Origin of the sequence: Mycobacterium asiaticum DSM 44297 (assembly GCF_000613245.1) — a bacterium.
Classification (GTDB): Bacteria; Actinomycetota; Actinomycetes; order Mycobacteriales; family Mycobacteriaceae; genus Mycobacterium; species Mycobacterium asiaticum.
Genome location: NZ_HG964938.1, coordinates 286179 through 307054, shown reverse-complemented (window position 1 = coordinate 307054; position 20876 = coordinate 286179). Strand labels below are relative to the sequence as shown.

Genomic DNA, 20876 nt, shown 5'->3' with positions numbered 1-20876 from the left:
CTACTGCAACTGCTCGTCACTTCACTGTTGCGATCGTCCTGCGAGAGAGTTCCGTGGCGATGTCACACGGGTTGGGAAACGGCTTCCTGACGAACTGGATCGACCACTCGAAGAAGTCGTCCTGATACTGAATGCCGACGTCGCAAAGGCGGGTGCCGAGCCGATCGGTGGCTACCGCGATGTAACCGCTGTGCCCGTCGACGGTGATGTCGCTGACCGACGAGCGACTGAGGTCCTCGTTCTTGCGTTCACGCCCGATCGGGCTGCCGCGGAACCAGCTGAACGAGAACCAGGGTCCGTCGATGCTGCCATTGACCAGCCATTGACACCCCACCGGGTTGCGGGCGGTCAAGACAAGTCCGGCCACACCGGTGAGTTCGGCGATGGTTTGGTCGGTCACGCCGCCGCACTCGGGGAAGAACGGTCCGTGCTTGGCCTGCTTCGTGGTGGTGGTCGATGACGGCGACGAAGGGCCGGTCGCCTCGGATGAACCACCGGAGCAGGCGGTCACCAGCGGCAACAATGCCAGCACGAGGTAGCGGCGGTACCAGAACATCTCAGCGCTCACCGAGCAAAGGCACTGTTCATCCGCCTTTTCAGAACATCGTCGAACCGACGGTAGGTGTGCCGCAAGGTATCTCCCGGCCAGCGGTCCGCGACGAGTTCGGCGGGCAGCTGTGGATCCCGCTGCAGATGCTGGATCACGGCGACCGACAACGCGAACTTGTCGGCAATGCTCTGCGCCGAACCGTCGCTGTTGTCTTCGAGGGCTGCCTCCATAGCGTCGATGAGCGCCCTGGCATCGCTCGCCCAGTCGTCGAGGGCGAAGAGTGCGCGCATCCGGTCCGCACCGATTTCGGTCACCGCGCGGTGGAAATGGGTGCATTGCCGGTCCAATACCGACCGATATGCCGGAAGACGCTGCGGGTCAAGGTTATCCGGCCGGATCCAGACACCCTCTCGAAGCTCGGCCAGATGCAGCGCGGTCGCGGCCTTGCGTAGCTCGAGGCGGTCGGCAGCCGAACGGCGCTCCAGCGCGACGATTGCCAGTTCCCAAGTACCGTCCCATGCGCCACCGTCTGCGAATCGGGACGCTTCGTCGACGCGCTGCCGCCGATCCAGCAACCGTCCGGCAAGGGCGTAGCTGCCGTCGTCGCCGGTCACTTCACCGTTGGAAACCATTCGCCACAAACAGGTCCGGGCCGCACCGTCGCTGATAGCGAACAGCGAGGCGATCGCGACCAGCTCCGCCACGGTCAGACGGCCCTCGTCGGAACCCAAAAGTGCTGACGCGAGGACGGAACGCGCGCTGAGCGGTCGATTGCCGATCAGCTCGCGGACCCGAGCCGCAGTTGCTGCCGCCATCCCTCTATCTTCGCTGATGAACCGTCATATCACTGAATTATTGACACGTGACTAGCGAAGTGTGATACTTGGCCATGGCTACGCCGACGAAGCCCTTGGATGCCGGCTCGCTTGCCCGCTCGGTTGCAGATGACGTCGAGATTGTCCGCCGGGTCTTGGCGCACATCGATGCCGGCACCACCGACGAGGGTGTCGCCTGGCGCGAACCCGTCGAAAACTATTTGGATCCAGCACGATTCGCTACCGAGATGCGGATGTTGCGCGCGATGCCAAGCGTATTCGTTCCCTCGGCGGCGATACCCAATCCGGGCGACCATGTCGAACGAACCGCGTTCGGCGTGCCGCTGTTCGCGGTACGGGGTCGTGATCATCGGGCGCGGGTGTTCCGCAATGCCTGCCGCCACCGGGGTTTCACACTGGTCGAGGGCTCCGGATGCGCCAAAGCGCTGGTGTGCCGTTATCACGGCTGGACCTACCGGCTGGACGGTTCGCTCGCGCATGTGCCATACCGTGACGCATTTCCCGACCTCGACATGGCGGCGCGCGGCCTGGTCGAGGTGCCCAGCCATGAGGCAGACGGACTCATCGTCATCGAGGCGCTCGCGGGTGGCTCCCCGCAGTCAGCCGGCGACGCGGCGCTGGCGTGGCTGACCGATGGCAGTGCTTGGCACGACAAGTTGGTGCCCGCGCGGCAGCTGGTTCAGGTGGACTCGACGCTGCGAGCGATGAACTGGAAGGTGCTCGTCGAACAGTTCCTGGAGGGTTACCACATCCGCTGGACCCACCAGAACACCTTTTTCCCGCTGCAGTACGACGATCTGAACGTGGTGGAGCAGTTTGGTCCGAACTGTCGAATCACCTTCCCGTACCGCAACATCGAGCGCCTGCGTGATCGGCCAGAGAGCAGCTGGACGACGGACGCCCGGGTCACCTATCTGTATCAGCTGTTCCCTAACGTGATGCTGGCGACGTTCCCGGACTTGATGCTGGTGGTTGTGATCGACCCAGTGGATGTCGGCCACAGCACAGTGGTCATCTACTCACTCGTCAAACCCGAGGTTGCCGAGCGAATCTCCGGTGACAGCCGCGATGCCGCGGGCACGCTCATCGCCCGTGGCGCGATCGAGGACAACGAGATGTCCGAGGGTGTGCAGCGCGGTTTGCATTCGGGGGCCAATGAATTCGTCGAGTTCGGGCGGCACGAGAGCGCGATCGGCCATTTCCACGCGGTTCTCGACGAGCGCCTGAGCCGATTGTCTGAGCCAGTTTTCTGACCCTACGGGGTCTTCAGGAATACATCGTTGAAAGTGACCGTCCGCAGCTTCCGGTCGCGGATGATCTCTACGAGCTGCGGGTAGACGTGGGTGACGGGCAGATGGTTGAGGTGCCCGATCACGATGGCCTGCGGCGTGAAGTACTGGTCGGCCATCTTGACGATGTATTCCTCGGTGATCAGCGTCGAGTCCGACAGTGACCCCGACCAGAGCACCGGGAGGCTGTATCCGAGGTCGGCGGCCACCGAGTCCACCTCGGCGTTGTGCTTGGCATAGGGCGGCCGCCAATAGGGTTTGGCTCCAACGCCGTACGTTTTCTTGAGAAATTCGTCGTTGCGCATCAGCTGCTTGGCGATCTCGCCCTTGGGCAGCGTGGTGAGGTCGGGATGCGACCAGGTGTGGTTGCCCAGTTCGATTTGGCCGGATTCGACAAGTGGCCGAAGCATGGCCAGGTTGTCGGTCCAGGAGTCGTAGGTGCCGTTGACGAAGAACGTCAGCCGGATGCCAGTGTCCTTGGCGAACTGCGTGTAAGCCCGCACCACTTCGCTGTTGGTGCCGTCGTCGACCGTGAGCGCCAGCAGGTCACCGTTGCCCGGAAGCTGGCTCAGCACGCCGCCGCCGGGCAGTCGCACCCGTGTGGACGGAGGGGGCGGTGGCAGCAGCCCGGCTACGGTTGGCCCGGCTGGGGGCGCCAGTTCGGCGGCTGGTGTCTGGGCGAATGTTCGCGGCTGCGGATCGACCATGCATCGCGCGAGACCCACGCTGGCAACGGTGGATATAGCGAGGGAACCCAGAAAGCGGCGTCGGCTCAGCTCGGACATGCGCCGGCCACCATAAATCGCCCGGCGCACCGTGAACCAGGCGTGCCCGCAATCACGCTGCGACCCCGGTTGACCTGCGACGACACCACAGCAGCGAACCGTACCACGCGCCGCGTCGTTTTCCGGTGCGGAACGCCGCAGGGCCACCCATCTGTTGCGGCGATCACAAAACTGCGACGCTGAAAAGGGGAAAAGGAGCAAGTAATGACTGTCAAGGTTGTCGACGCCGGGCCCCGCAGGGTGAGCCGGTCGGTAGAGGTGGTTGCCCCGGTGGCCGAACTGTTCGCGATGGCCGCCGATCCGCGGCGCCACAGTGAATTGGACGGCTCCGGCACGGTCCGGGCCAATGTCAAGGCGCCGTCCCGGCTCGCCGAAGGTTCGAAGTTCTCGACCAACATGCGCATGCTCGGCGTGCCGTATCGCATCACCAGTACGGTGACCGAATTCAAGCCGGACGAGGTGATCGAATGGCGGCATCCGCTCGGTCACCGTTGGCGCTGGGAGTTCGAGTCGCTGTCACCGAACCGGACCCAAGTCACCGAGACCTTCGACTATTCCAGCGCCGGCACCCTCAAGAACAAGCTGAAGTACTACGAGCGGATGGGTTTTGTGAAGGCGAACGCCAGCGGCATCGAGTCGACTCTGGCCAAGCTGCGCGACCGCTACCCGGCTGGTTGACCTCAGGCCGGGTCGGCGGTGTCCCAGGGCATAACGCCAGAAACCCAGTGCGACAACTCTTCCACCTGATCGTTGCGGTGCAGGTGCCGTGGTGGTGTGGCGAACGTGGAATAAGGACGGCAGCGAATCACCACCCGGTGTTCCCGTTCGCACATGGCTCGGACCGACGAACGCGCCTCCTCGCCGAGCGGCTGTCCCGACATCCTGCCCGCCACCGCCATCATCACGTCGACCGCGAGGTCGCGGTCGTCGTCCAGCACCGCATCCGCGTAGACCTGCAAGTAGCTGAACGGCCACCGTTCGTCGAGCACGCACAGGCTGACCTTGCGATCGCGTTCGATGATGCGGGCTTTACCGCGCCCCGCCATCGTGGAAACCAGCAGTTCGTCGTCGTCGGTCGGGATGTAATAGACGATCGACATGGCCGGGCCGTCGTTGCGGCGCCGGTAGCCGAACACCGCCGTGCGGTGGGTCCGGACAAATTCGCGGCGCTCCGAGGGCAGCATGTCGCGGTCGGTGGGAGCCGTGTAGGGCTCCGGGGCCAGGGGCAGGAGCATGGCGAATCGTCCTCCAAGACGGGGGTATTGACCCTCCCAAACATTTATGGATACAGTGTGTCCATAAATGCAGAACCTGTCAACCCGCCCGCGCGCGGCCGTCCCCGAGGCCGGCCGCCGCTCCCGCTCGATCGGATCCTCGAGGCGGCCCTAGAACTCGTCGACGAGCAGGGCGCCGATGCGCTGTCGATGCGGTCACTTGCCCACCGCCTTGGATCTGGAACCGCCACGCTGTACCGGCATTTCGCCAGCCGGGCCGAACTGGTGGCGATGCTGGTCGACGGGATGTTCGGCGAGCTGGAAGCCGACGAATCACAGCCTTGGCAACACGTATGCAGCTCGTTCGCGCAGCGAGCGTTCGACGCGCTCAGCCGACACGGCAATATCGCCCCGTTGCTGATCGGCCATATCCCGATGGGACCAAACGCGCTTGCCCAGCGAGAGTTCATTCTTGGGGTGCTGCTCGATAACGGCTTCTCACCCCAGGTGGCCGCGCGCAGCTATGCCACGCTGTGGCACTTCATCCTGGGCTTCGCGATGCAGGTGTCCGAGTCGGCGGCAGCCGAGCCCGACGATGCCGCCGCATCGGCCGCGTTCGGACAACTCGATCCGACGCGCTATCCGGCGACGCGCGCAGTCGCCGACAACCTTCCGGTCGAGTTGGCCGAGGAGTTCAACTTCGGCCTACGGCTCGTCGTTGCCGGGCTGGAGCGGCTGCACGCCTGACTCGGACGGGTCTTAGCGCCGGCGCCTCACTCGCCGAAGCCGGAGGGCACCGGTGCCGGCGCGCCGCCGCCGAGACGACTGGCCGCGAATGCTGCCCCCTGGTCGATCATTGCGCCGTCGTTGGCGTAGGTGTTGTGCGCGGCGAAGTTCAGTCCCTGCGAGCACACCGGGTCGTCGGTCGCGCAGACCTTCATCGTCTTCGCCTGGTAGAGCGGCCCGATGGCCACCGGCGGCTGACCGAGGAATTCCATCGCCCGCACGTTCGGCAGACCGAACAACACGACGGAGGAAACGTGATCGGCCACAGCGGGATCCAGCGGTTTCGGAACGGTCGCCGGGTCGATGCCGTCCGGCACAGCGGCCGATGTCACGAAGCCCATGACTGCAGCGCCTTGCGAGAAGCCACCGAGGACCATCTTGGTCTTGGGACAGCTGGCGGCCATGGCGTTGACGTGAGCGCCCGCGTCGCGGACACCGTCGACGCCGGTCGCCCATTCGTCACTGGCCGGATAGTTGACGGGGTACACATCCATCGACTGCGCGCCGAGGCGCGGCCGCAGGTTGTCGACGAAGGCCTGGCCCGTCGGGCCGACACCGGGCTCTTCGCCGGTGCCGCGGGCGAAAACAACCTCGACATCCGGGCATGCGGCGGATGCGACTGGAACGGGGGAACCGGAGATCACGGAAGCGCACAGACCCGATGCTGCGACTGCCGCGGGAGCGAGGATACGAGCGAGGCGACGTGCATTCATGCCGCAGTATGTGCCCACGGAAGAACCTCCTAAAACAACATTTTCGACGGCGGGGCGAAATCATTGACATAGGACCTTGACCAGCTTAGACGCCCATTAAGAGCTCCGCTCAGCGGCCGGTCTCGGCTGTCATTCGGCTGTCATTCGGCTGTGACGATGTTGGGAGATCCCACCCCGGGTAACACCTGCTCCACCAGCAGCCGCAGGCTGGACCAACCGTCGTCGATGGGAAGCCCGCCGACCAGCGGATTCATCACGATGTCCTGGCGTCCGGCGTGGATCTGCGCGATCAACTGGTCGGGCGTGAGGATCTCGACGTGGTTGAGTTGCCGGAGTTCCTCGATGGAAGCGGCGGGCGTCTCGTTGGGCCGCGGCACGCCGCGCCGCTTCCAGCCGGCGTACTCGCGCGCCTCGTTCATGATGAACGGGCCGTAACGCGACCAGGCTTCGTCCGGATCGGGGTTCAGCAGCGTGACAGTGCTGCCGTTCTCCGGGTGATACACGAATCCCGTTGTGCCCTGGTTGCGCAACTCTTCCTGATAGATCGCGGCCAGCTCCGGCATCGCCATCGGTGGTGAGAACGGCAACCCGAAACGCGCTGCGCGCCGGGCCGCCGCCGGCGTCATTCCGCCGACGAAAAGGACGGGGTGCGGCCGGGTATGGGGTTTCGGTGTGACGTTGATCAGGGTGCCGTTGTACTCGAACGGGTCGTCGCCCCATGCCTTGAGCAGCACCGATAGGCAATGGTCCATCAGGTCGCCGCGGCGCGCCCAGTCCTTGCCGGCTGCGCGGTATTCCTCGGGGCGGTAACCAATTCCGGCCACAAAGCTAAATCTGCCCTGCGCAAGGTTGTCCAGGACAGCGATGTCCTCGGCAAGCCGAACCGGGTTATAGAGCGGCACGATCAACGCGTTGACGCTGATGCGTACCCTGCGGGTCCGTCCCGCCACAGCGGCGGCCAGCAGCAGGGGTGCGGGTAGCCAACCTGTGGCGGACAGGTGGTGCTCTTCAGCGCTGACCGCAGTGAACCCGTTGCGGTCCGCATATTCCGCCATCTCCAGCGCGGCCCGATACCGGTCGCCGTGGCGGACCGACGGGTCGGCGACATTGGTCATGTTCAGCCGCAGTGCGGTAAGCAGGCGCACCCTTATCCACCGGTCCGCGCGAACAGCGTGCCGCGGATCATCTGCTTGACCGAATCCAGCGTGGCGTCGTAGCCCTCGCGCGGCAGTCGGGCCGCCTGTTCGGAGAGCCCACGGGTGAGAGCGCAGATCGATTCGACGGCAGGCGTGGCCTCGCAGGACAGCGTCCCCCGGCGGCGAGCGTCCTCGATGATTTCGGTGACGACGTCGCGTAGCGCCTTGGAGCCCGGGTAGGTCGGGCCGATGCGTCCGGACTGCCCCGCGCTCTGCACCCGGGTGGCCTGCAGGAAGGCGGCCAGATGAGGGAAGTCGCGCATCAGCTGCTTCGACTCGTCCAGCACCGCGTCCAGACGGGCGGCGGTGTCGTCGGACCGGGCGGCGGCCGCCCGCAGCCGCGGCAGGACGATCGCCTCGATCTCGTCGCCGGTGGCCTTGAACAACTCGGCCTTGTTCGGAAAGTAGTGGTACAGGCTGCCACTGGTCATGCCGGCGGTCCTGGCGATCTCGCGTATCGAGGCCTGTGAATATCCCATCTCGGCCACACAGCGCATGGCTGCGGCGATGATGCGTTGGCGGGTCTGCTCACCGCTGGCGCCGACCGGCCGGCCGAGCTGGGAGCCGACGGTCACCGGGTACCTCCGAACGGCGGAACTAATTGATCGGTCGAATATATTCGACCATGGTCGAGCGGCAGGACAGGACAGGACCCATATGACGCGTAGCCAGCTGGGCCGTCCCGTCGGCGCCGTCGGCGGCGAAACCCGAGAACGGATCATCGCCGCGACCATGAGATGCGTCGCACAGGCCGGCTACTCGCGGGCCACCATCCGTGAAATCGCCCGCACGGCCGATGTCACCAGCGCCAGCCTGTACAACTACTTCCCGAACAAGGCCGAACTGATCAAGGCCACGATCGCGACCCGGGATGAGGCCGCCATGCCCCGGTTGCGCCGGGCTGCCCAGGGCGCCGGTGACATCGTCGACCGGGTCGAAGCGGTGCTCGACGAATGCGGACGATTGCTCCGGGAGTATCCGGACCTGGCCGCCTTCGAATGGGCGATTCGGGCGGAGAACCTCGTCGCTTCCGGTGGCGACGACAACAGCACGTTTCAGATGATGCGCGAAATCATCGACGGCATCGTCGACGACGCCTGCCGGGCGGGCGATCTCGGCGCGGAGGTGGACCCGCGGGCCGTCGCCGAGGCGATCTATGCCCTCATCTACGGGTTGACCGAACTGGCAGCCACGCTGCCGCTGGAGGAGTTCCAGGCTGCGTTGGGCGCATCGAAGGTGCTGGTGCGAGGCGCGCTGTTCGGCGACGGCTAGGCACCGCACACCTTGATACGATCAAGCGATTAATTATAGAGTCGGCCGCACGGAGAGTGGGGCCGAGACTTGACCGATGCTGTGGGGACCGAGACCGTCGAGCGCGCGCTCGACGTGGACGCGCTGCGGCGTAAGTATGCCGAGGAGCGAGCGCGGCGGCTGCGTTCCGATGGCATCGGGCAGTACGTGGAAATTGCCGGAGAGTTCGCCCGGTTCGCCGACGACCCGTGGGCTGACGAGGAATTCACCCGGGCGCCGCTCACCGACGAGGTCGACGTGGCGATCGTCGGCGCCGGCTTCGGTGGATTGCTCACCGGTGTGCGCCTGCGCGAACTCGGCGTAGGGAGCATTCGGCTGATCGACCGTGCGGCCGATGTCGGCGGGACCTGGTACTGGAACCGGTACCCGGGCATCGCGTGTGACGTCGAGTCCTACGTGTACATCCCGCTGCTCGAAGAACTCGGTTACATACCCAGCCGCAAGTACGCCACCGGGGCGGAGATCTTTGCGCACTGCCGCAACATCGCCGAACGCTACGACCTGTATCGCGACGCCTGCCTGCACACCGATGTACACGAAATTCGCTGGGACGCAGGCGATTCTCGCTGGGTCTTGAAAACGAACCGTGGCGACGAGATGCGGGCGAAGTTCGTCACCATGGCCAACGGGTATCAAGCCAAACCCAAGTTGCCCGGCATACCGGGTATCACCGAGTTTCGCGGGCACACCTTCCACACCAGCCGGTGGGACTATGGCTATACCGGGGAGCGGTTGGAGCAACTGGCCGACAAGCGGGTCGGCATCATCGGTACCGGGGCCACCGCGGTGCAGTGTGTGCCCCATCTCGGCGCGGCCGCGCAACATCTCTTCGTATTTCAGCGCACCCCGTCCTCGGTGGACATCCGCGCCAACGGTCCGACAGACCCGCAGTGGGCCAACGCATTACAGCCCGGCTGGCAGCGGGAACGCATTCAAAACTTTCAGATCCTCACCGCCGGAGGCCAGGCCGAAGAGGATCTCGTGGCCGACGCGTGGACGAGCATCACCCGCAAGCTCCCGGTGATGCGCCACGACGCCGGCGCTTCCGTCAGCCACGGCCCGCGCGACATCGAGATGGCGGACTTCTCGAAGATGGAAGAGATTCGGGCCCGCGTGGACGACATCGTGGTGGATCGCGCGACCGCCGAAGCGCTCAAGCCCTGGTATGGCTATTTCTGCAAGCGGCCCTGCTTCCACGACGACTATCTGCAGACCTTCAACCGCGACAACGTGACACTGGTGGACACCCGCGGACTAGGCGTGCAGCGGATCACCGAGGCGGGTGTGGTGGTGGACGGGCAGACCTACGAGCTGGATTGCCTGATCTTCGCGACCGGTTTCGAGGTGGGCACCGACTATTGCCGCCGCAGCGGTTTCGAGTTGATCGGGCGCGACGGGGTAACGCTGACAGAGCGCTGGCGCGACGGCGTGCGCACCTTCCAAGGCTTGTGCGCGAACGGCTTTCCAAATTGCTTTATCGAGAGTATCGCCCAAGCCGGACTGACGGTGAATTTTCCTTATCTGCTAGACGTCCAGGCCACCCACGCGGCGTGGATCATCTCGTGGGCGCTGCAACACGGTGTCGACGAAGTCGAGGCGTCGGCGGCCGCCGAAGCCGCATGGGTCGATACGGTCGTGCAGCGCTCGGCGGCGACCGCGGAGCGGGCAAAGACCTGCACTCCCGGTTACTACAACCGAGAAGGCAAGGCGGACGCCAAGACTCGCCAGGGCAGCTTCTTCTTCGGTGGCCCCACCGAGTATGCCGACATCCTGGCGGCGTGGCGGGCGGCCGGCGAGCTCGCCGGGCTCGAGACACGTCGCCGCGGGAACGGTCCGTGAGATACCTGCTCGGGCGGATCCGCGCCCTGGCCCGCGGCCGGCCCTCACCAAAGGTGGCCATCATCGGCGCGGGGTTCGGCGGTCTGGGCGCCGCCGTTGCATTGCGCCGTGCCGGCATCGACGACCTGCTGATCATCGAGGCCGACGACGGCGTGGGAGGCACCTGGCGCCGGAACACCTACCCTGGCGCCGCCTGCGATATCCAGAGCCACCTGTACTCGTTCTCCTTCGCGCCCAACAAGTCCTGGAGTCGCACCTACGCCCGGCAGCCCGAGATACTTGCCTATCTGGAATCGGTAGTCGACGAGTTCGACCTCGGCCGCCATCTCATGCTGGGTACCGCGGTGCGGTCCGCTCGCTGGTGCGCCGATACTCCCCAGTGGGAGCTGCGGCTGGATCGTGGGACATCCAGCGAGACGGTCAATGTCGATGTCGTGGTTTGCGCCATCGGATTGTTTGGAGCGCAACGGCTTCCGGATATCCCCGGACTCAAGGACTTCGGCGGCACCCTGATGCATACCGCCCAGTGGGACCACGGGGTGGACCTGACCGGCGCGCGGGTGGCGGTGATCGGAACCGGGGCCAGCGGGGTGCAGGTGATTCCCGAACTTGCCCAGACCGCCGCACGCCTGACGGTGTTCCAGCGGACCCCACCCTGGATGGTGCCCAAGGACGACCGGCCCTACACCGCAACCGAATTGGCACAATTTCGGCGCAATCCCCTGGCGGTGCGCCACACCCGCTGGAAGATCTGGAAGTTCCAGCATGACAACACCGCCACCATGGCCGACGACCCGGTAGTCGCCGCGCGGTCGCAATTCGCCACCGCGTTCCTGCAGCGCAGCGTGGCCGACGAAGAATTGCGCCGCGCTCTGACGCCCGACTACCCGTTCCGGTGCAAACGGGTGCTTCTGGGTGACGATTTCTACCGGGCGTTGCAGCGCGAGAACGTCACGCTGGTCACTGATCCCATCGCGCGCATAACCACAACGTCGGTCGTCACCGCGAACGGCGACGCCGTGGCCGTCGACGCCGTGGTGCTGGCAACGGGATTCGAGACGTCGCAGTATCTGTCGGGCATTGAGGTGATCGGGGCGCAGGGACGCCGGCTACACGAGCATTGGGGCGTGGACCCCAGCGCCTACCTGGGTGTTGCCGTGGCCGGGTTCCCGAACTTCTTCATGCTCTATGGCCCCAACACCAACCAGGGCGGCAACTCGATCGTTTACATCCTCGAGGCGGGCGCGCGATTGGTAGCCAGCGCGGTGTCGCGCATCGCCCGGCGTGGTGGGTACCTGACGGTGCGTCCGGAAGCCGAACGCAGGTTCAACGAGCGGCTCTCGGCAGACTTGGACCGCAGCATCTGGACTCAGTGTGATAGCTATTTCCGCTCACCCAGCGGCCGGGTGGTGACGCAGTGGCCCTACACGGAACTGGACTACGCAAGGCGCACCTGGCGCATTCGCTCCCGGGACTGGGTGCACCACACCGGAAATCTCCGTGACGATGTCATGCTGAGCGCCACTAAACTATCAATCGATTGATTAATTGCTGAAAAACGGCCCGCACCCCGCATTGGGGTGCATACGATCAATCGATTGATTATATGGACAGTGGAGGTTTTCGGTGTCGTATCTGGTGGCCGTTCCGGATTTGTTGTCGTCGGCAGCGACGCAGTTGGAAGGTATCGGTAGCGCGCTGCAGGCGGCCGGGTCCGTGGCGTCGGCGCCGACGACCGCAATCGCGGCCGCCGCGCAGGATGAGCTTTCGGTGGCGCTCGCCGAGCTGTTCGCCGGCCACGCCCGCGACTATCAGGCATTGAGCGTGCGGATGCAGGTGTTTCACCAGCAGTTTGTGCAGTTAGTGGCTTCTGGCGCGGGCCGCTATGCCGCGGCGGAGGCGGCGAATGTCGGCCCATTGCAGCAGGCAGCGCTCGACCTGATCAATGCGCCCACCCGCTCGCTGCTGGGTCGTCCGCTGATCGGCGACGGTGCCGACGGAGTCGCCGGTACCGGGCAGAACGGCGGGGCCGGTGGCTTGTTGTACGGCAACGGCGGCAAGGGCGGATCCGGGGCGGCGGGGCAGCCCGGTGGCCGCGGCGGCAGCGCCGGTCTGATCGGTAACGGGGGCGCGGGCGGCGAAGGTGGTTCAGGCGGCGGCGCCGCCGCATCGGCACCTGCCGGTGGCCAGGGCGGCAACGGTGGCGCGCTGTACGGCAACGGTGGTGCCGGTGGACAAGGTGGCGCCGGCGCGGTCGGCGCGGCCGGTGGAGTTGGCGGCGCCGGGGGAAGCGCGGGCCTGGTCGGAGACGGTGGCAACGGTGGCGCCGGGGGATCGGGCGTGAATCCGGGCAAGGGCGGCGCCGGTGGCTCGGGCGGTCAACTGGCCGGCAACGATGGCGCCACCGGGGCGATGGGGACAAAACTCAACGGACCGGGCAACCCGGGTAACCCGACGGACCCCGGTAACCCAACCGACCCGGGCAATCCCACGGACCCGGGAAATCCCGGCCCAGGTAACCCCACCGATCCGTCCGGGCCGAACGCCGTTGGCGCGGCGCGTGACGGCGACCTGACCGGATCAAGCGGCGGGAAGATCACCGACACTAATCTCAACGAGATCTCCGGCATCGACGCCGGCATCAACAACCCGAATGTCTATTGGGTGCACAATGATTCCGGCGATTCGGCGCGCATCTTCGCAATCGATGCGAAGACCGGCCAGACGCTGGCCACCTACAAGCTCAGTGGCGCGACCGCCAATGACTGGGAGGACATCGAGGTCGCCAGGGGGGCCGACGGCAAATCTTATATTTATGTCGGCGACATCGGCGATAACGGCCACTCACGCAGCAACATCACCATCTACCGCGTTCCCGAGCCGACCGTCACCGGTACGGCGAGCAGTCCGACGAACGGGACTTTGACCGGCGTCGAACAGGTCCGGCTTACGTATCCCAATGGGGAGAAGCTCAATTCGGAGGCCCTGGCGGTTGACCCGGTGAACCACAACCTGCTGCTCATCGAAAAGACCAGTGACGATGTATCGAGGGTGTACTCAACTTCGGACAGCGGGTGGAGCAGCGCCGGAAGCAGCAGCTCGAGCCGAACGCTGACTCAGGTCGCCACCCTTGATCTGTCGGATGCCAGTGAGCAACTCGTCACCAGCGCGGACTTCTCGGCCGATGGCTCGCAGTTGGCCGTGCGGACCTACGACGATGTCCTGCTGTGGGATCGGGCACCGGGAAGCAGCTCGTGGTCGCCCTTCAGCCAGCAAACGGTCGAAGGTTTGCAGACCAGTGAAAGCCAAGGGGAGGCAATCGCGTTCCACCCCGACGGGCGGGGCTATGTCACGGTCAGCGAGGGGGCGGACCAAACGTTGCACGAGTTCGACGTCCGTGACATTTAATCAGCGAAAATATGTGGCCGAAATCGCCCTGAGATGCGGTTACTTAAGCTCAGGCTGATTCTCACCACTCCTACCGCGGGAACTGATCGTTAGCATCGTCAAAGCTCTTGGACGGCAAACGAAAACGAGACACCCGATGGTAGACACCGAGCGGCAGCGCTGGCGGCGGCTGCGGATTCCCTGGCTCAATGTGCTCGGCGTCGTGGCCATCGTGCTCGCCGTGGGCGCGATCGTGATCAGGAACCTGCCCGACGACCACACGGATCAGATCCTCAACGTCTCTTACGATCCGACGCGGGAGTTGTACGGTGACATCGATCAGGCCTTCGCCACGCAATATCGCTTGAAGACGGGAATCCGATTGACCGTCAAGCAATCTCACGGTGGGTCGGGGCGGCAGGCGCGCAGCGTCATCGAGGGTGCACAGCGGGCCGAGGTGGTCTCGTTGGCGTTGATCAGTGACATCGACGCGCTGCGCAAGCGCGGCCTGATCGCGCCGAACTGGCAGAGCCGACTGCCAAACAATTCGGTGCCCTACACCTCGACGATTGTCTTTCTGGTCCGCAAGGGCAATCCGAAGGGCATTCATGACTGGGCTGACCTGGTCAAAGACGGTGTCGCCGTGGTGACACCGAACCCGCGCACCTCCGGCAACGGGCAGCTGAGCATCCTGGCCGCGTGGGGTTCGGTCACCACCCGCGGGGGTAGTGACGAGCAAGCGGCCGAATACGTGCGGTCGCTGTTGCGTCACGTCGCAGCGGCCGACGCGGGTGCCCGCGGCGCGGGTGTCACCTTCGCGACACAGCGGATCGGAGACGTGCAGCTGTCCTGGGAGAACGAGGCGCTGCGGGAAGTGGCGACAAACAAGGACGAGTTCGAGATCGTCTATCCGCCTGTCAGTCTTCGCGCTGAGCCCGCGGTTGCCTGGGTCGACGCCAACGTCATCGATCCCAAAGCGGCGACCTACGCCAAGGACTATCTCCGCTACCTTTTCACCGACGCGGCTCAGGAAACGTTCGCACAGTTCGGATATCGACCGATCAATCCGGGGATCCTGGCCAGACACGCTGCGCGGTTGCCAGCGCTGGAACTGTTCCCGATCACCGCCATCGCCGGCGACTGGGCGAACGCACGGGAGAAGTTCTTCGGCGACAACGGGATTTACGACACTTTGTCCGCGCCGCCGGTTGCCGTGCCGCCGGCCGCCCAATAGAAAGACTGGTATCTCGTGGCTCTCGACTACGGGTGGACCAAGGGTCGCAGCGATGTGATCGCCGGGCTCACCGTCGCCGCTATATCGTTCCCCCAGGCGATCGCCTATGCGCTGATCGCGGGCGTCGACCCCAGGTTCGGCGTCTACTCCGCGATCGTGGTGACAACGATCGCCTCGATCTTCGGGTCGTCCTCTCACCTGATCAACGGCCCCACCAGTGCGATTTCGCTGCTGGTGTTCACCGCGCTGGCGTTCATCGACTCGGAGAACTCCAAGCAACTCTTCGAGGCGCTGTTCCTGCTCAGCGTGCTGGTCGGGATGTTCCAGATCATCATCGCGGTGTTCAAGCTGGGCAATTTGACCCGCTACATCTCAGAGTCGGTGATCATCGGGTTCATGGCGGCCGCGGCCCTCCTGCTGGCCGTGGGGCAGCTGGGCAATGCGCTGGGGGTGAAGGACAAAGGCAACGGGCACATGCAGGTGCTGCGACGGGTTTGGCTCACCCTGTTTCACGGCGACGCGATCAACTACCGCGCCCTAGCCCTCAGTGCCACGGCCGTAGCCCTGGCGGTCGTGCTGCGAAAGTTCGTGCAGCGCTTCGGTCTTCCGCAAATAGACATGCTCGCCGTGCTGATCGTCACCGCGCTGATCGCTTATGCCGCCGGGTGGTCGATCCCGGGTGCGGGTGGGCACACCGCTGTGGCGGTCGCGGCGAAGGTGCCACGCAGCCTGCCCAGTCCGCACATACCGGAGGTGACCACCGGCCTGCTGCCCGAACTGTCGACGGGGGCATTGGCCATCGCCTTCGTCGGCATCATAGAAGCCTTGTCGATCGCGAAAGCCATTGCGCACCAGACTCACCAGAAGATCGACTACAACCGCCAGATCATGGCCGAAGGGCTGGCCAACCTGGGTGGCGGGTTCTTCCAGAGCCTGCCGGGCTCCGGATCGTTGTCCCGGTCCGCGATCAATTTCCAGTCCGGGGCTCTGACGCGGTTCTCCGGAATCGTCTCGGCGGCAACCGTCGCTGCGGCGCTCCTGCTTTTCGCACCGTTGCTGCGGTATGTCCCGCAGCCGGCGTTGGCGGGACTGCTGCTCGTCACCGCCGCGCGGCTGGTCGATTTCAAGCGGTTGATCTACACCCTGAAGGCATCCCGGTACGACGCGGGCCTGGTGATAGTCACCGCGTTCACCGGGATTGCGGTCGACCTCGACAAAGCGGTGCTGCTCGGGGTGATCCTGTCGATCGTATTGTTTGTCCCGCGCGCGGCGAAGCTGAGCGCCAAGGAGCTCATCGTCACGCCCCAACGGGTGGTTCGCGAACGCATTCCCAGTGATCCCGCCGACCCGCAGATCGTCATCTATGACCTGGAAGGCGAGTTGTTCTTCGGGGCTGCCCCGGAATTGGACCGGCATCTTGCCGAACTCACCGAGCGGATTGAAGCAGACCACCATCAATTCGTGGTGCTGCGCCTCAAGCGGGTCCGCCATCCCGATGTGGTCTGCGTCGAGCACATCGAGCACTTCCTGCGGGATTTGACCGATCGAGGGTTAACCGTCCTGTTGGCCGGAGTGCGGCCCGATTTGCTTGCCGTGCTGAACAACGTGGGTTTCGAAAACTGGTTTCCCGCCGACCACGTCTTCCCTGAAGAGGACCGAGAATTCTCCGCGACGCTCAAGGCGGTGCGTTACGCCCACGCGGAACTGGCCAGCAAGGCCAGTGGCGCTGGGGTCGAGGACCCGGACTTGTACTACCTGGTGTGACTCACCGGCTGCCGGCCTTTAGCGCGGCGGTCACTCCGCCGTCGACCAGCAGGTCGGTGCCGGTGATGAACGTTGCGTCCGGACCGAGCAGAAAGGCGGTCGCGGCGGCGATGTCGTCGGGAGTGCCGATGCGACCGGTGCCGGACATGGCGATCATCGCTCGCATCCCGTCCCCGACCTGGGAGTCGAGTTCCTGTTGCCCCATCGGCGTCGAAATGATCCCGGGGCTGATGGAGTTGATCCGTGCACCCCGGCTGCCCCAGTACGCGCTGGCGGCCCGCACCCGAATGTGGTTGGCCTGCTTGGCGATCGGATACGCGAAATGGGAGTCAGTCACCTTGGAGACGAAGTCCAGGCGCAACAGCTCTTCGGGTGGACCGTGGGCCAGGGCCTTTTCTTGCTCGGCGGTCAATGCCGGGACCAGGTGGCCGGCCATGCTGGCGATCACGACGCCCGCGCCGCCCGGCGCGATGACGTCACCGAATTCCTGCAGCACCAGCGCGACCCCGAGCAGGTCGACCGCCAGGATTGCATCGGCGGAGGCTTGCACCGGGGACAGGCCGGCGGTGTGGGCCAGTTGGGTTACGGTGCCGAGCGAGGCGGCGAGTTCGGCGAGCGCGTGCACCGAATCCCGCGACGCGACATCGACCTGTTGGCTCTCGACGGCGTACCCCTCGGCGGCGAGCGATCGGGCCACCGAGCCGAGTGTCGCATCGTTGTTGTCGGCGAGCAGCACAGTCCTGGCCGGCCCGAGTCGCCGCGCGATGGCCTGCCCCATGCCACCCACGCCGATCACTGTCAGCACTTCCCGATGCACGGTCACGCCATCTCCCTCGCCCACGCCACATGCCCTTCAAAACCCAGCGAATTCGCCATTGCACGATAGCGATCCCGGTAGTCGTGATACGCGGCTGTGTCGTCGAGCGCGGACGCGAGCAGCGCCCGCATCCGGAGGAGCCAAATCGCGTTGAGGACGAATCCAGGCTCAGTGGGCACTGCCTCCAGCCGTTCGACGGCCACCTGCGCTTCGTGAATATCGTTGGGCTCACACCTGTTCAATAGTGCTTCCACCAGCGCCGCGACGGCCGCCGCGCGCATCGTCGTTCCTTCGGCGAGGTAGTCCCCCGCAACAGCGGGACGAGCGAGCGCGATGGCGTCGTCGAGTTCGCCCATGCGGATCTTGTCGTTGACGAGATGGATATCGATGAACCCGATCAGCGCCATGGTGAAGCGCTCGCGCACAGCGGCTTCGCGCGCCAACGCCAGCAACTTCATGCCTTCGTCACGGTGCGGGCCGCCATGCGTTAGCAATGTCACGCCGCGTACGTATCGGGCACAACTGAGTGTGAAATCATCGCCGGCTCGCTCCGCCAACTCCAGCACAGCGGCGGTCTCCGGCAAGGCCTCATCGCCGGGCAGCCACGGCCCATTGAGGGTGAGGGAGTACTTGAACACCAGCAGTACCGCACGCAATGTCACGTCGAACGCGCCGGCCATCGCGCTGGCCTGCGCAACGTCGTTTCGCCAGCGGCCGTCACCGAGGCTGCAGCGCGCGCAGCCGCGCAGCATGATGGCGCCGGCCAGCGGGGAGCCCAGGACCAGATTGCCCATGGTGGGGTTATCTCCAGCCAGGTCGATCACCCGTTGGCACAGCCGCAGGCATTCAGCTGCCTCGTTGCACTGAAGCTTGGCGGTGTACGCGGCATAAAGCAGCCCCACGGTCAACTGTGGATCTCCGATCGAATCCAGCAGGTCGACGAGTTCGGACGCCCAGCGGACGGCGTCGCGGAATTTCGCGTGCACCGTCAGGGTCGATATCCACCCGGCCATGCCTATGGCCAGCGACACCTTGTCGCCCGCGGCGCTGGTGAGTTCGCGCAGTTCGTCGAACCCGGTCTCGGCCGCACTGCCACCGCTCAGCCAGGCGGTGGCGCACAACAGCGTTCGTGGCGCTATCCGCATGGAGACGCGTTGCGGGTCGGCCTCCGGCAACCGGTCGGCGACGCTACGCGCATGCTGCCAACTGGCACGCGCCGCGGCGAGGTCGCGGTGGGTCAGCCAGCTGCCGGCGCGCATGTGCCAGGCGAACGCGGGGTGCAGATCTCCGGCCGCCCTGAAATGCTCGGCGATAAGAACAGCACTCTCGTCGGGCGAGCCGCTTTGTTCGATTGCGTTGGCAAGCCGCCGATGCAGATCGCAGCGATCCGACTTCAGCTGAGACTCATAGGCCACCGCGCGAATCAGGGGATGGCGAAACGCATATTCGGTGTCGGGGGTGAACGCGATCCGGTCGATCAGCTCCGCGGCCAGAAGTTCCTCGAAGACGGGGTCGATTCCTAAGGCGTCCAACAACTTTGGCCGGAACCTCGAACCGATCACGGCCGCGGCGCTTACCGTCCGCTTGGCGGCCGGACTGAGACGGTCCAGACGGGCAGCGATCACCGTCTGCAGCGTTGCCGGCACGCTGATGTCCGTCACCTCCGCCTGGAGCAGGTACGAACCAGGTTCACCGCGGATGATCTTGCGTTCGGACAGATCTCGCACGATCTCCTCGGCGAAAAACGGGTTACCGGAGGCGCGTTCGGCGATCACCTCCGTTAACCCACGCACGGAGGAGTCCGTGCCGAGCGCCGCACCGATCAGCGCCGTGGCCTGGGCTGCGTTCAGTGGCCGCAGCGCGATGGTCTGGGTGCCTGGAATCGTCGACAGCGGGCCTCGGTATTCCGGTCGATAAGTGATCAGCACCATCGATGGCGTCTGCGGGATGACGCTGAGGAAGGCGGCCAGCATCGACTCGCTCACCTCGTCAATCCAGTGCGCGTCCTCAATCACATAGATCGCCGGCTCGCGCCGCGCCAGCGAGGCGGAGTTGACCAAGGCCGTCAATCGCCGCCGGCGCGCGTCGGCCTCGATGCTCGGCAATTGACTACCCGGATCGGCGATTCCGAGCAGATCGTCCAGCAGCAACAGGTCCTCGGGGTCAGCCTGCTCAAACCGCACCCGGACCCGCGTTCGTGCGGTCTCATCATCAAGACCCTCGACCCCGAGTGCGGAGCGCAACAGACCCGTCACCGCGTGAAAAGGGATATCACTGGTGTGGGATTCGCAGTAGGTGGTGAACACCGACACGTCACGAGTGGATGCCAGCGCGGACGCTTCGCGCACGATGCGGCTCTTACCGATACCCGGAGCTCCCAGCACACCGATGACACATCCCGCGCCGGCGATGGCCTCGTCGAGAATTCCGTTGAGGGTGTTCAATTCCCAGACCCGCCCGATCAGCGGAAGATCGCTGCGCCGCCGGTGAGCGCGGGTTGCGGCGATCAGACGGCGCGCCGGTACCGGGGCGACGGCGCCCTTGATGGACACCAGCTCCGGTTCGCCCAGCGTAGTGGCGTTCTCGACGAGACGCGCCGTCGATTCACTGAGCATCACCCCACCCGCCGGCGCGGCCGATTCCATCCGTTGCGCCATCCCGACCTGCTCGCCGATCGTGGTGTAACCCAAAGCGGCGTTGCCGATTTCGCCGGCGACGACCTGGCCGGAATTCAGGCCTACCCGCAACCGCAGGTCAATGCCGTGCCGGTCCGCGACCTCCCGCGCCAACCGGTGTGCTTCACCTTGGATTCCCAGGGCCGCAAGACATCCACGAAATGCGTGGTCCTCCATCGTGACCGGTGCCCCGAACACCGCCATGATGCCGTCGCCGGTGAACTTGTCCACCGTCCCTCCGTACCGCTGCACCACCGCTGCCGCGGTCGTCACGAGATCGGCCATGATCTCACGCAGCCGTTCCGCTCCCACTGCCGCGGCGATGTCCATCGAACGCACGACGTCGGCGAACAGCACCGTCACCTGTTTGTATTCCGCCGCCGGTGCGGCGAACGCGCAGGCAGATCCACATTCGTCGCAGAATTTGGCGGTGGGCCGCAGGGCCGTACCGCAGGTCACGCAGGCAGATCCTGCCGTTAC

18 protein-coding genes are annotated in these 20876 nt (G+C 65.2%); 9 read left to right on the top strand and 9 right to left on the bottom strand.

Annotation, left to right across the window (positions count from 1 at the left end):
- Window positions 1–16: 16 nt before the first annotated feature.
- Together BN972_RS20300 and BN972_RS20295 are read right to left on the bottom strand one after the other, a co-directional pair.
- Window positions 17–556 carry a DUF3558 domain-containing protein gene (locus BN972_RS20300; protein ID WP_036361787.1) on the bottom strand — a complete coding sequence of 180 codons (540 nt, stop codon included), beginning with the start codon at window positions 554–556 and terminating at the stop codon, window positions 17–19.
- Between the two features lie 8 nt (window positions 557–564).
- The gene (locus BN972_RS20295; protein ID WP_036361783.1) at window positions 565–1365 is read right to left on the bottom strand and encodes a PaaX family transcriptional regulator C-terminal domain-containing protein; all 801 of its coding nucleotides are present in this window, start codon (window positions 1363–1365) and stop codon (window positions 565–567) included.
- Between the two features lie 74 nt (window positions 1366–1439).
- Here BN972_RS20295 and BN972_RS20290 point away from each other — a divergent pair, with 74 nt between their 5' ends.
- A complete protein-coding gene (locus BN972_RS20290; RefSeq protein ID WP_036361780.1) occupies window positions 1440–2639 on the top strand; it encodes an aromatic ring-hydroxylating oxygenase subunit alpha in 1200 nt (399 codons plus the stop codon).
- A 2-nt stretch (window positions 2640–2641) separates the two neighbouring features.
- Here BN972_RS20290 and BN972_RS20285 read toward each other — a convergent pair whose 3' ends face one another.
- The gene (locus BN972_RS20285; protein WP_036363505.1) at window positions 2642–3451 is read right to left on the bottom strand and encodes a polysaccharide deacetylase family protein; all 810 of its coding nucleotides are present in this window, start codon (window positions 3449–3451) and stop codon (window positions 2642–2644) included.
- A 213-nt stretch (window positions 3452–3664) separates the two neighbouring features.
- Here BN972_RS20285 and BN972_RS20280 point away from each other — a divergent pair, with 213 nt between their 5' ends.
- Entirely contained in the window at window positions 3665–4138 is a 474-nt protein-coding gene (locus BN972_RS20280) for an SRPBCC family protein (protein ID WP_036361777.1), read from the top strand.
- A gap of 2 nt (window positions 4139–4140) precedes the next feature.
- On the opposite strand, the gene BN972_RS20275 is transcribed toward BN972_RS20280, so the two are convergent.
- Window positions 4141–4695 (bottom strand): pyridoxamine 5'-phosphate oxidase family protein, encoded by a 555-nt coding sequence (locus tag BN972_RS20275; RefSeq protein ID WP_036361774.1) that lies wholly within the window; start codon window positions 4693–4695, stop codon window positions 4141–4143.
- Window positions 4696–4830: 135 nt separating this feature from the next.
- Between BN972_RS20275 and BN972_RS20270 the strand changes: the two genes are divergently transcribed.
- On the top strand, window positions 4831–5421 hold the full coding sequence (locus BN972_RS20270) for a TetR/AcrR family transcriptional regulator (protein ID WP_235192562.1): 591 nt from the start codon (window positions 4831–4833) through the stop codon (window positions 5419–5421).
- Window positions 5422–5447: 26 nt separating this feature from the next.
- Here the strand turns inward: BN972_RS20270 and BN972_RS20265 are convergent, their stop codons facing one another.
- The 3 genes from BN972_RS20265 to BN972_RS20255 form a co-directional block, all read right to left on the bottom strand.
- On the bottom strand, window positions 5448–6191 hold the full coding sequence (locus BN972_RS20265) for a cutinase family protein (protein WP_036361771.1): 744 nt from the start codon (window positions 6189–6191) through the stop codon (window positions 5448–5450).
- A gap of 122 nt (window positions 6192–6313) precedes the next feature.
- Complete coding sequence (locus BN972_RS20260; protein ID WP_036361769.1) at window positions 6314–7318, bottom strand: LLM class flavin-dependent oxidoreductase; 1005 nt, start codon at window positions 7316–7318, stop codon at window positions 6314–6316.
- 2 nt (window positions 7319–7320) lie between these two features.
- On the bottom strand, window positions 7321–7944 hold the full coding sequence (locus tag BN972_RS20255) for a TetR/AcrR family transcriptional regulator (RefSeq protein WP_036361767.1): 624 nt from the start codon (window positions 7942–7944) through the stop codon (window positions 7321–7323).
- A gap of 82 nt (window positions 7945–8026) precedes the next feature.
- Here BN972_RS20255 and BN972_RS20250 point away from each other — a divergent pair, with 82 nt between their 5' ends.
- The 6 genes from BN972_RS20250 to BN972_RS20225 all read left to right on the top strand — a co-directional run bounded on the left by BN972_RS20250 (window position 8027) and on the right by BN972_RS20225 (window position 16904).
- The gene (locus BN972_RS20250; RefSeq protein WP_036361765.1) at window positions 8027–8641 is read left to right on the top strand and encodes a TetR/AcrR family transcriptional regulator; all 615 of its coding nucleotides are present in this window, start codon (window positions 8027–8029) and stop codon (window positions 8639–8641) included.
- Between the two features lie 69 nt (window positions 8642–8710).
- Window positions 8711–10519: a flavin-containing monooxygenase gene (locus tag BN972_RS20245; protein ID WP_235192528.1), complete on the top strand. Its 1809-nt coding sequence runs from the start codon at window positions 8711–8713 to the stop codon at window positions 10517–10519.
- On the top strand, window positions 10516–12063 hold the full coding sequence (locus BN972_RS20240) for a flavin-containing monooxygenase (RefSeq protein WP_051545758.1): 1548 nt from the start codon (window positions 10516–10518) through the stop codon (window positions 12061–12063). The genes BN972_RS20245 and BN972_RS20240 overlap by 4 nt, the downstream gene beginning before the upstream one ends.
- Before the next feature lie 82 nt (window positions 12064–12145).
- The gene (locus BN972_RS20235; RefSeq protein ID WP_036361759.1) at window positions 12146–13927 is read left to right on the top strand and encodes a PE domain-containing protein; all 1782 of its coding nucleotides are present in this window, start codon (window positions 12146–12148) and stop codon (window positions 13925–13927) included.
- 136 nt (window positions 13928–14063) lie between these two features.
- Window positions 14064–15140, top strand: coding sequence for a sulfate ABC transporter substrate-binding protein (locus tag BN972_RS20230; RefSeq protein WP_036361756.1), 1077 nt, complete (start codon window positions 14064–14066; stop codon window positions 15138–15140).
- 15 nt (window positions 15141–15155) lie between these two features.
- Window positions 15156–16904, top strand: a complete 1749-nt coding sequence (locus BN972_RS20225) for a SulP family inorganic anion transporter (RefSeq protein WP_036361753.1) — start codon at window positions 15156–15158, stop codon at window positions 16902–16904.
- A 1-nt stretch (window position 16905) separates the two neighbouring features.
- Here BN972_RS20225 and BN972_RS20220 read toward each other — a convergent pair whose 3' ends face one another.
- Window positions 16906–17721 (bottom strand): SDR family oxidoreductase, encoded by an 816-nt coding sequence (locus tag BN972_RS20220; protein WP_036363496.1) that lies wholly within the window; start codon window positions 17719–17721, stop codon window positions 16906–16908.
- A gap of 2 nt (window positions 17722–17723) precedes the next feature.
- Window positions 17724–20855 carry an ATP-binding protein gene (locus tag BN972_RS20215; RefSeq protein WP_235192527.1) on the bottom strand — a complete coding sequence of 1044 codons (3132 nt, stop codon included), beginning with the start codon at window positions 20853–20855 and terminating at the stop codon, window positions 17724–17726.
- Window positions 20856–20876 lie beyond the last annotated feature (21 nt).

Excerpts from the sequence above, each read along its gene's own strand:
- BN972_RS20275 (WP_036361774.1), bottom strand. The coding sequence starts at position 4,695 with ATGCTCCTGCCCCTGGCCCCGGAGCCCTACACGGCTCCCACCGACCGC.
- BN972_RS20230 (WP_036361756.1), top strand. The coding sequence starts at position 14,064 with ATGGTAGACACCGAGCGGCAGCGCTGGCGGCGGCTGCGGATTCCCTGG.
- BN972_RS20250 (WP_036361765.1), top strand. The coding sequence starts at position 8,027 with ATGACGCGTAGCCAGCTGGGCCGTCCCGTCGGCGCCGTCGGCGGCGAA.
- BN972_RS20280 (WP_036361777.1), top strand. The coding sequence starts at position 3,665 with ATGACTGTCAAGGTTGTCGACGCCGGGCCCCGCAGGGTGAGCCGGTCG.
- BN972_RS20295 (WP_036361783.1), bottom strand. The coding sequence starts at position 1,365 with ATGGCGGCAGCAACTGCGGCTCGGGTCCGCGAGCTGATCGGCAATCGA.
- BN972_RS20290 (WP_036361780.1), top strand. The coding sequence starts at position 1,440 with ATGGCTACGCCGACGAAGCCCTTGGATGCCGGCTCGCTTGCCCGCTCG.
- BN972_RS20300 (WP_036361787.1), bottom strand. The coding sequence starts at position 556 with ATGTTCTGGTACCGCCGCTACCTCGTGCTGGCATTGTTGCCGCTGGTG.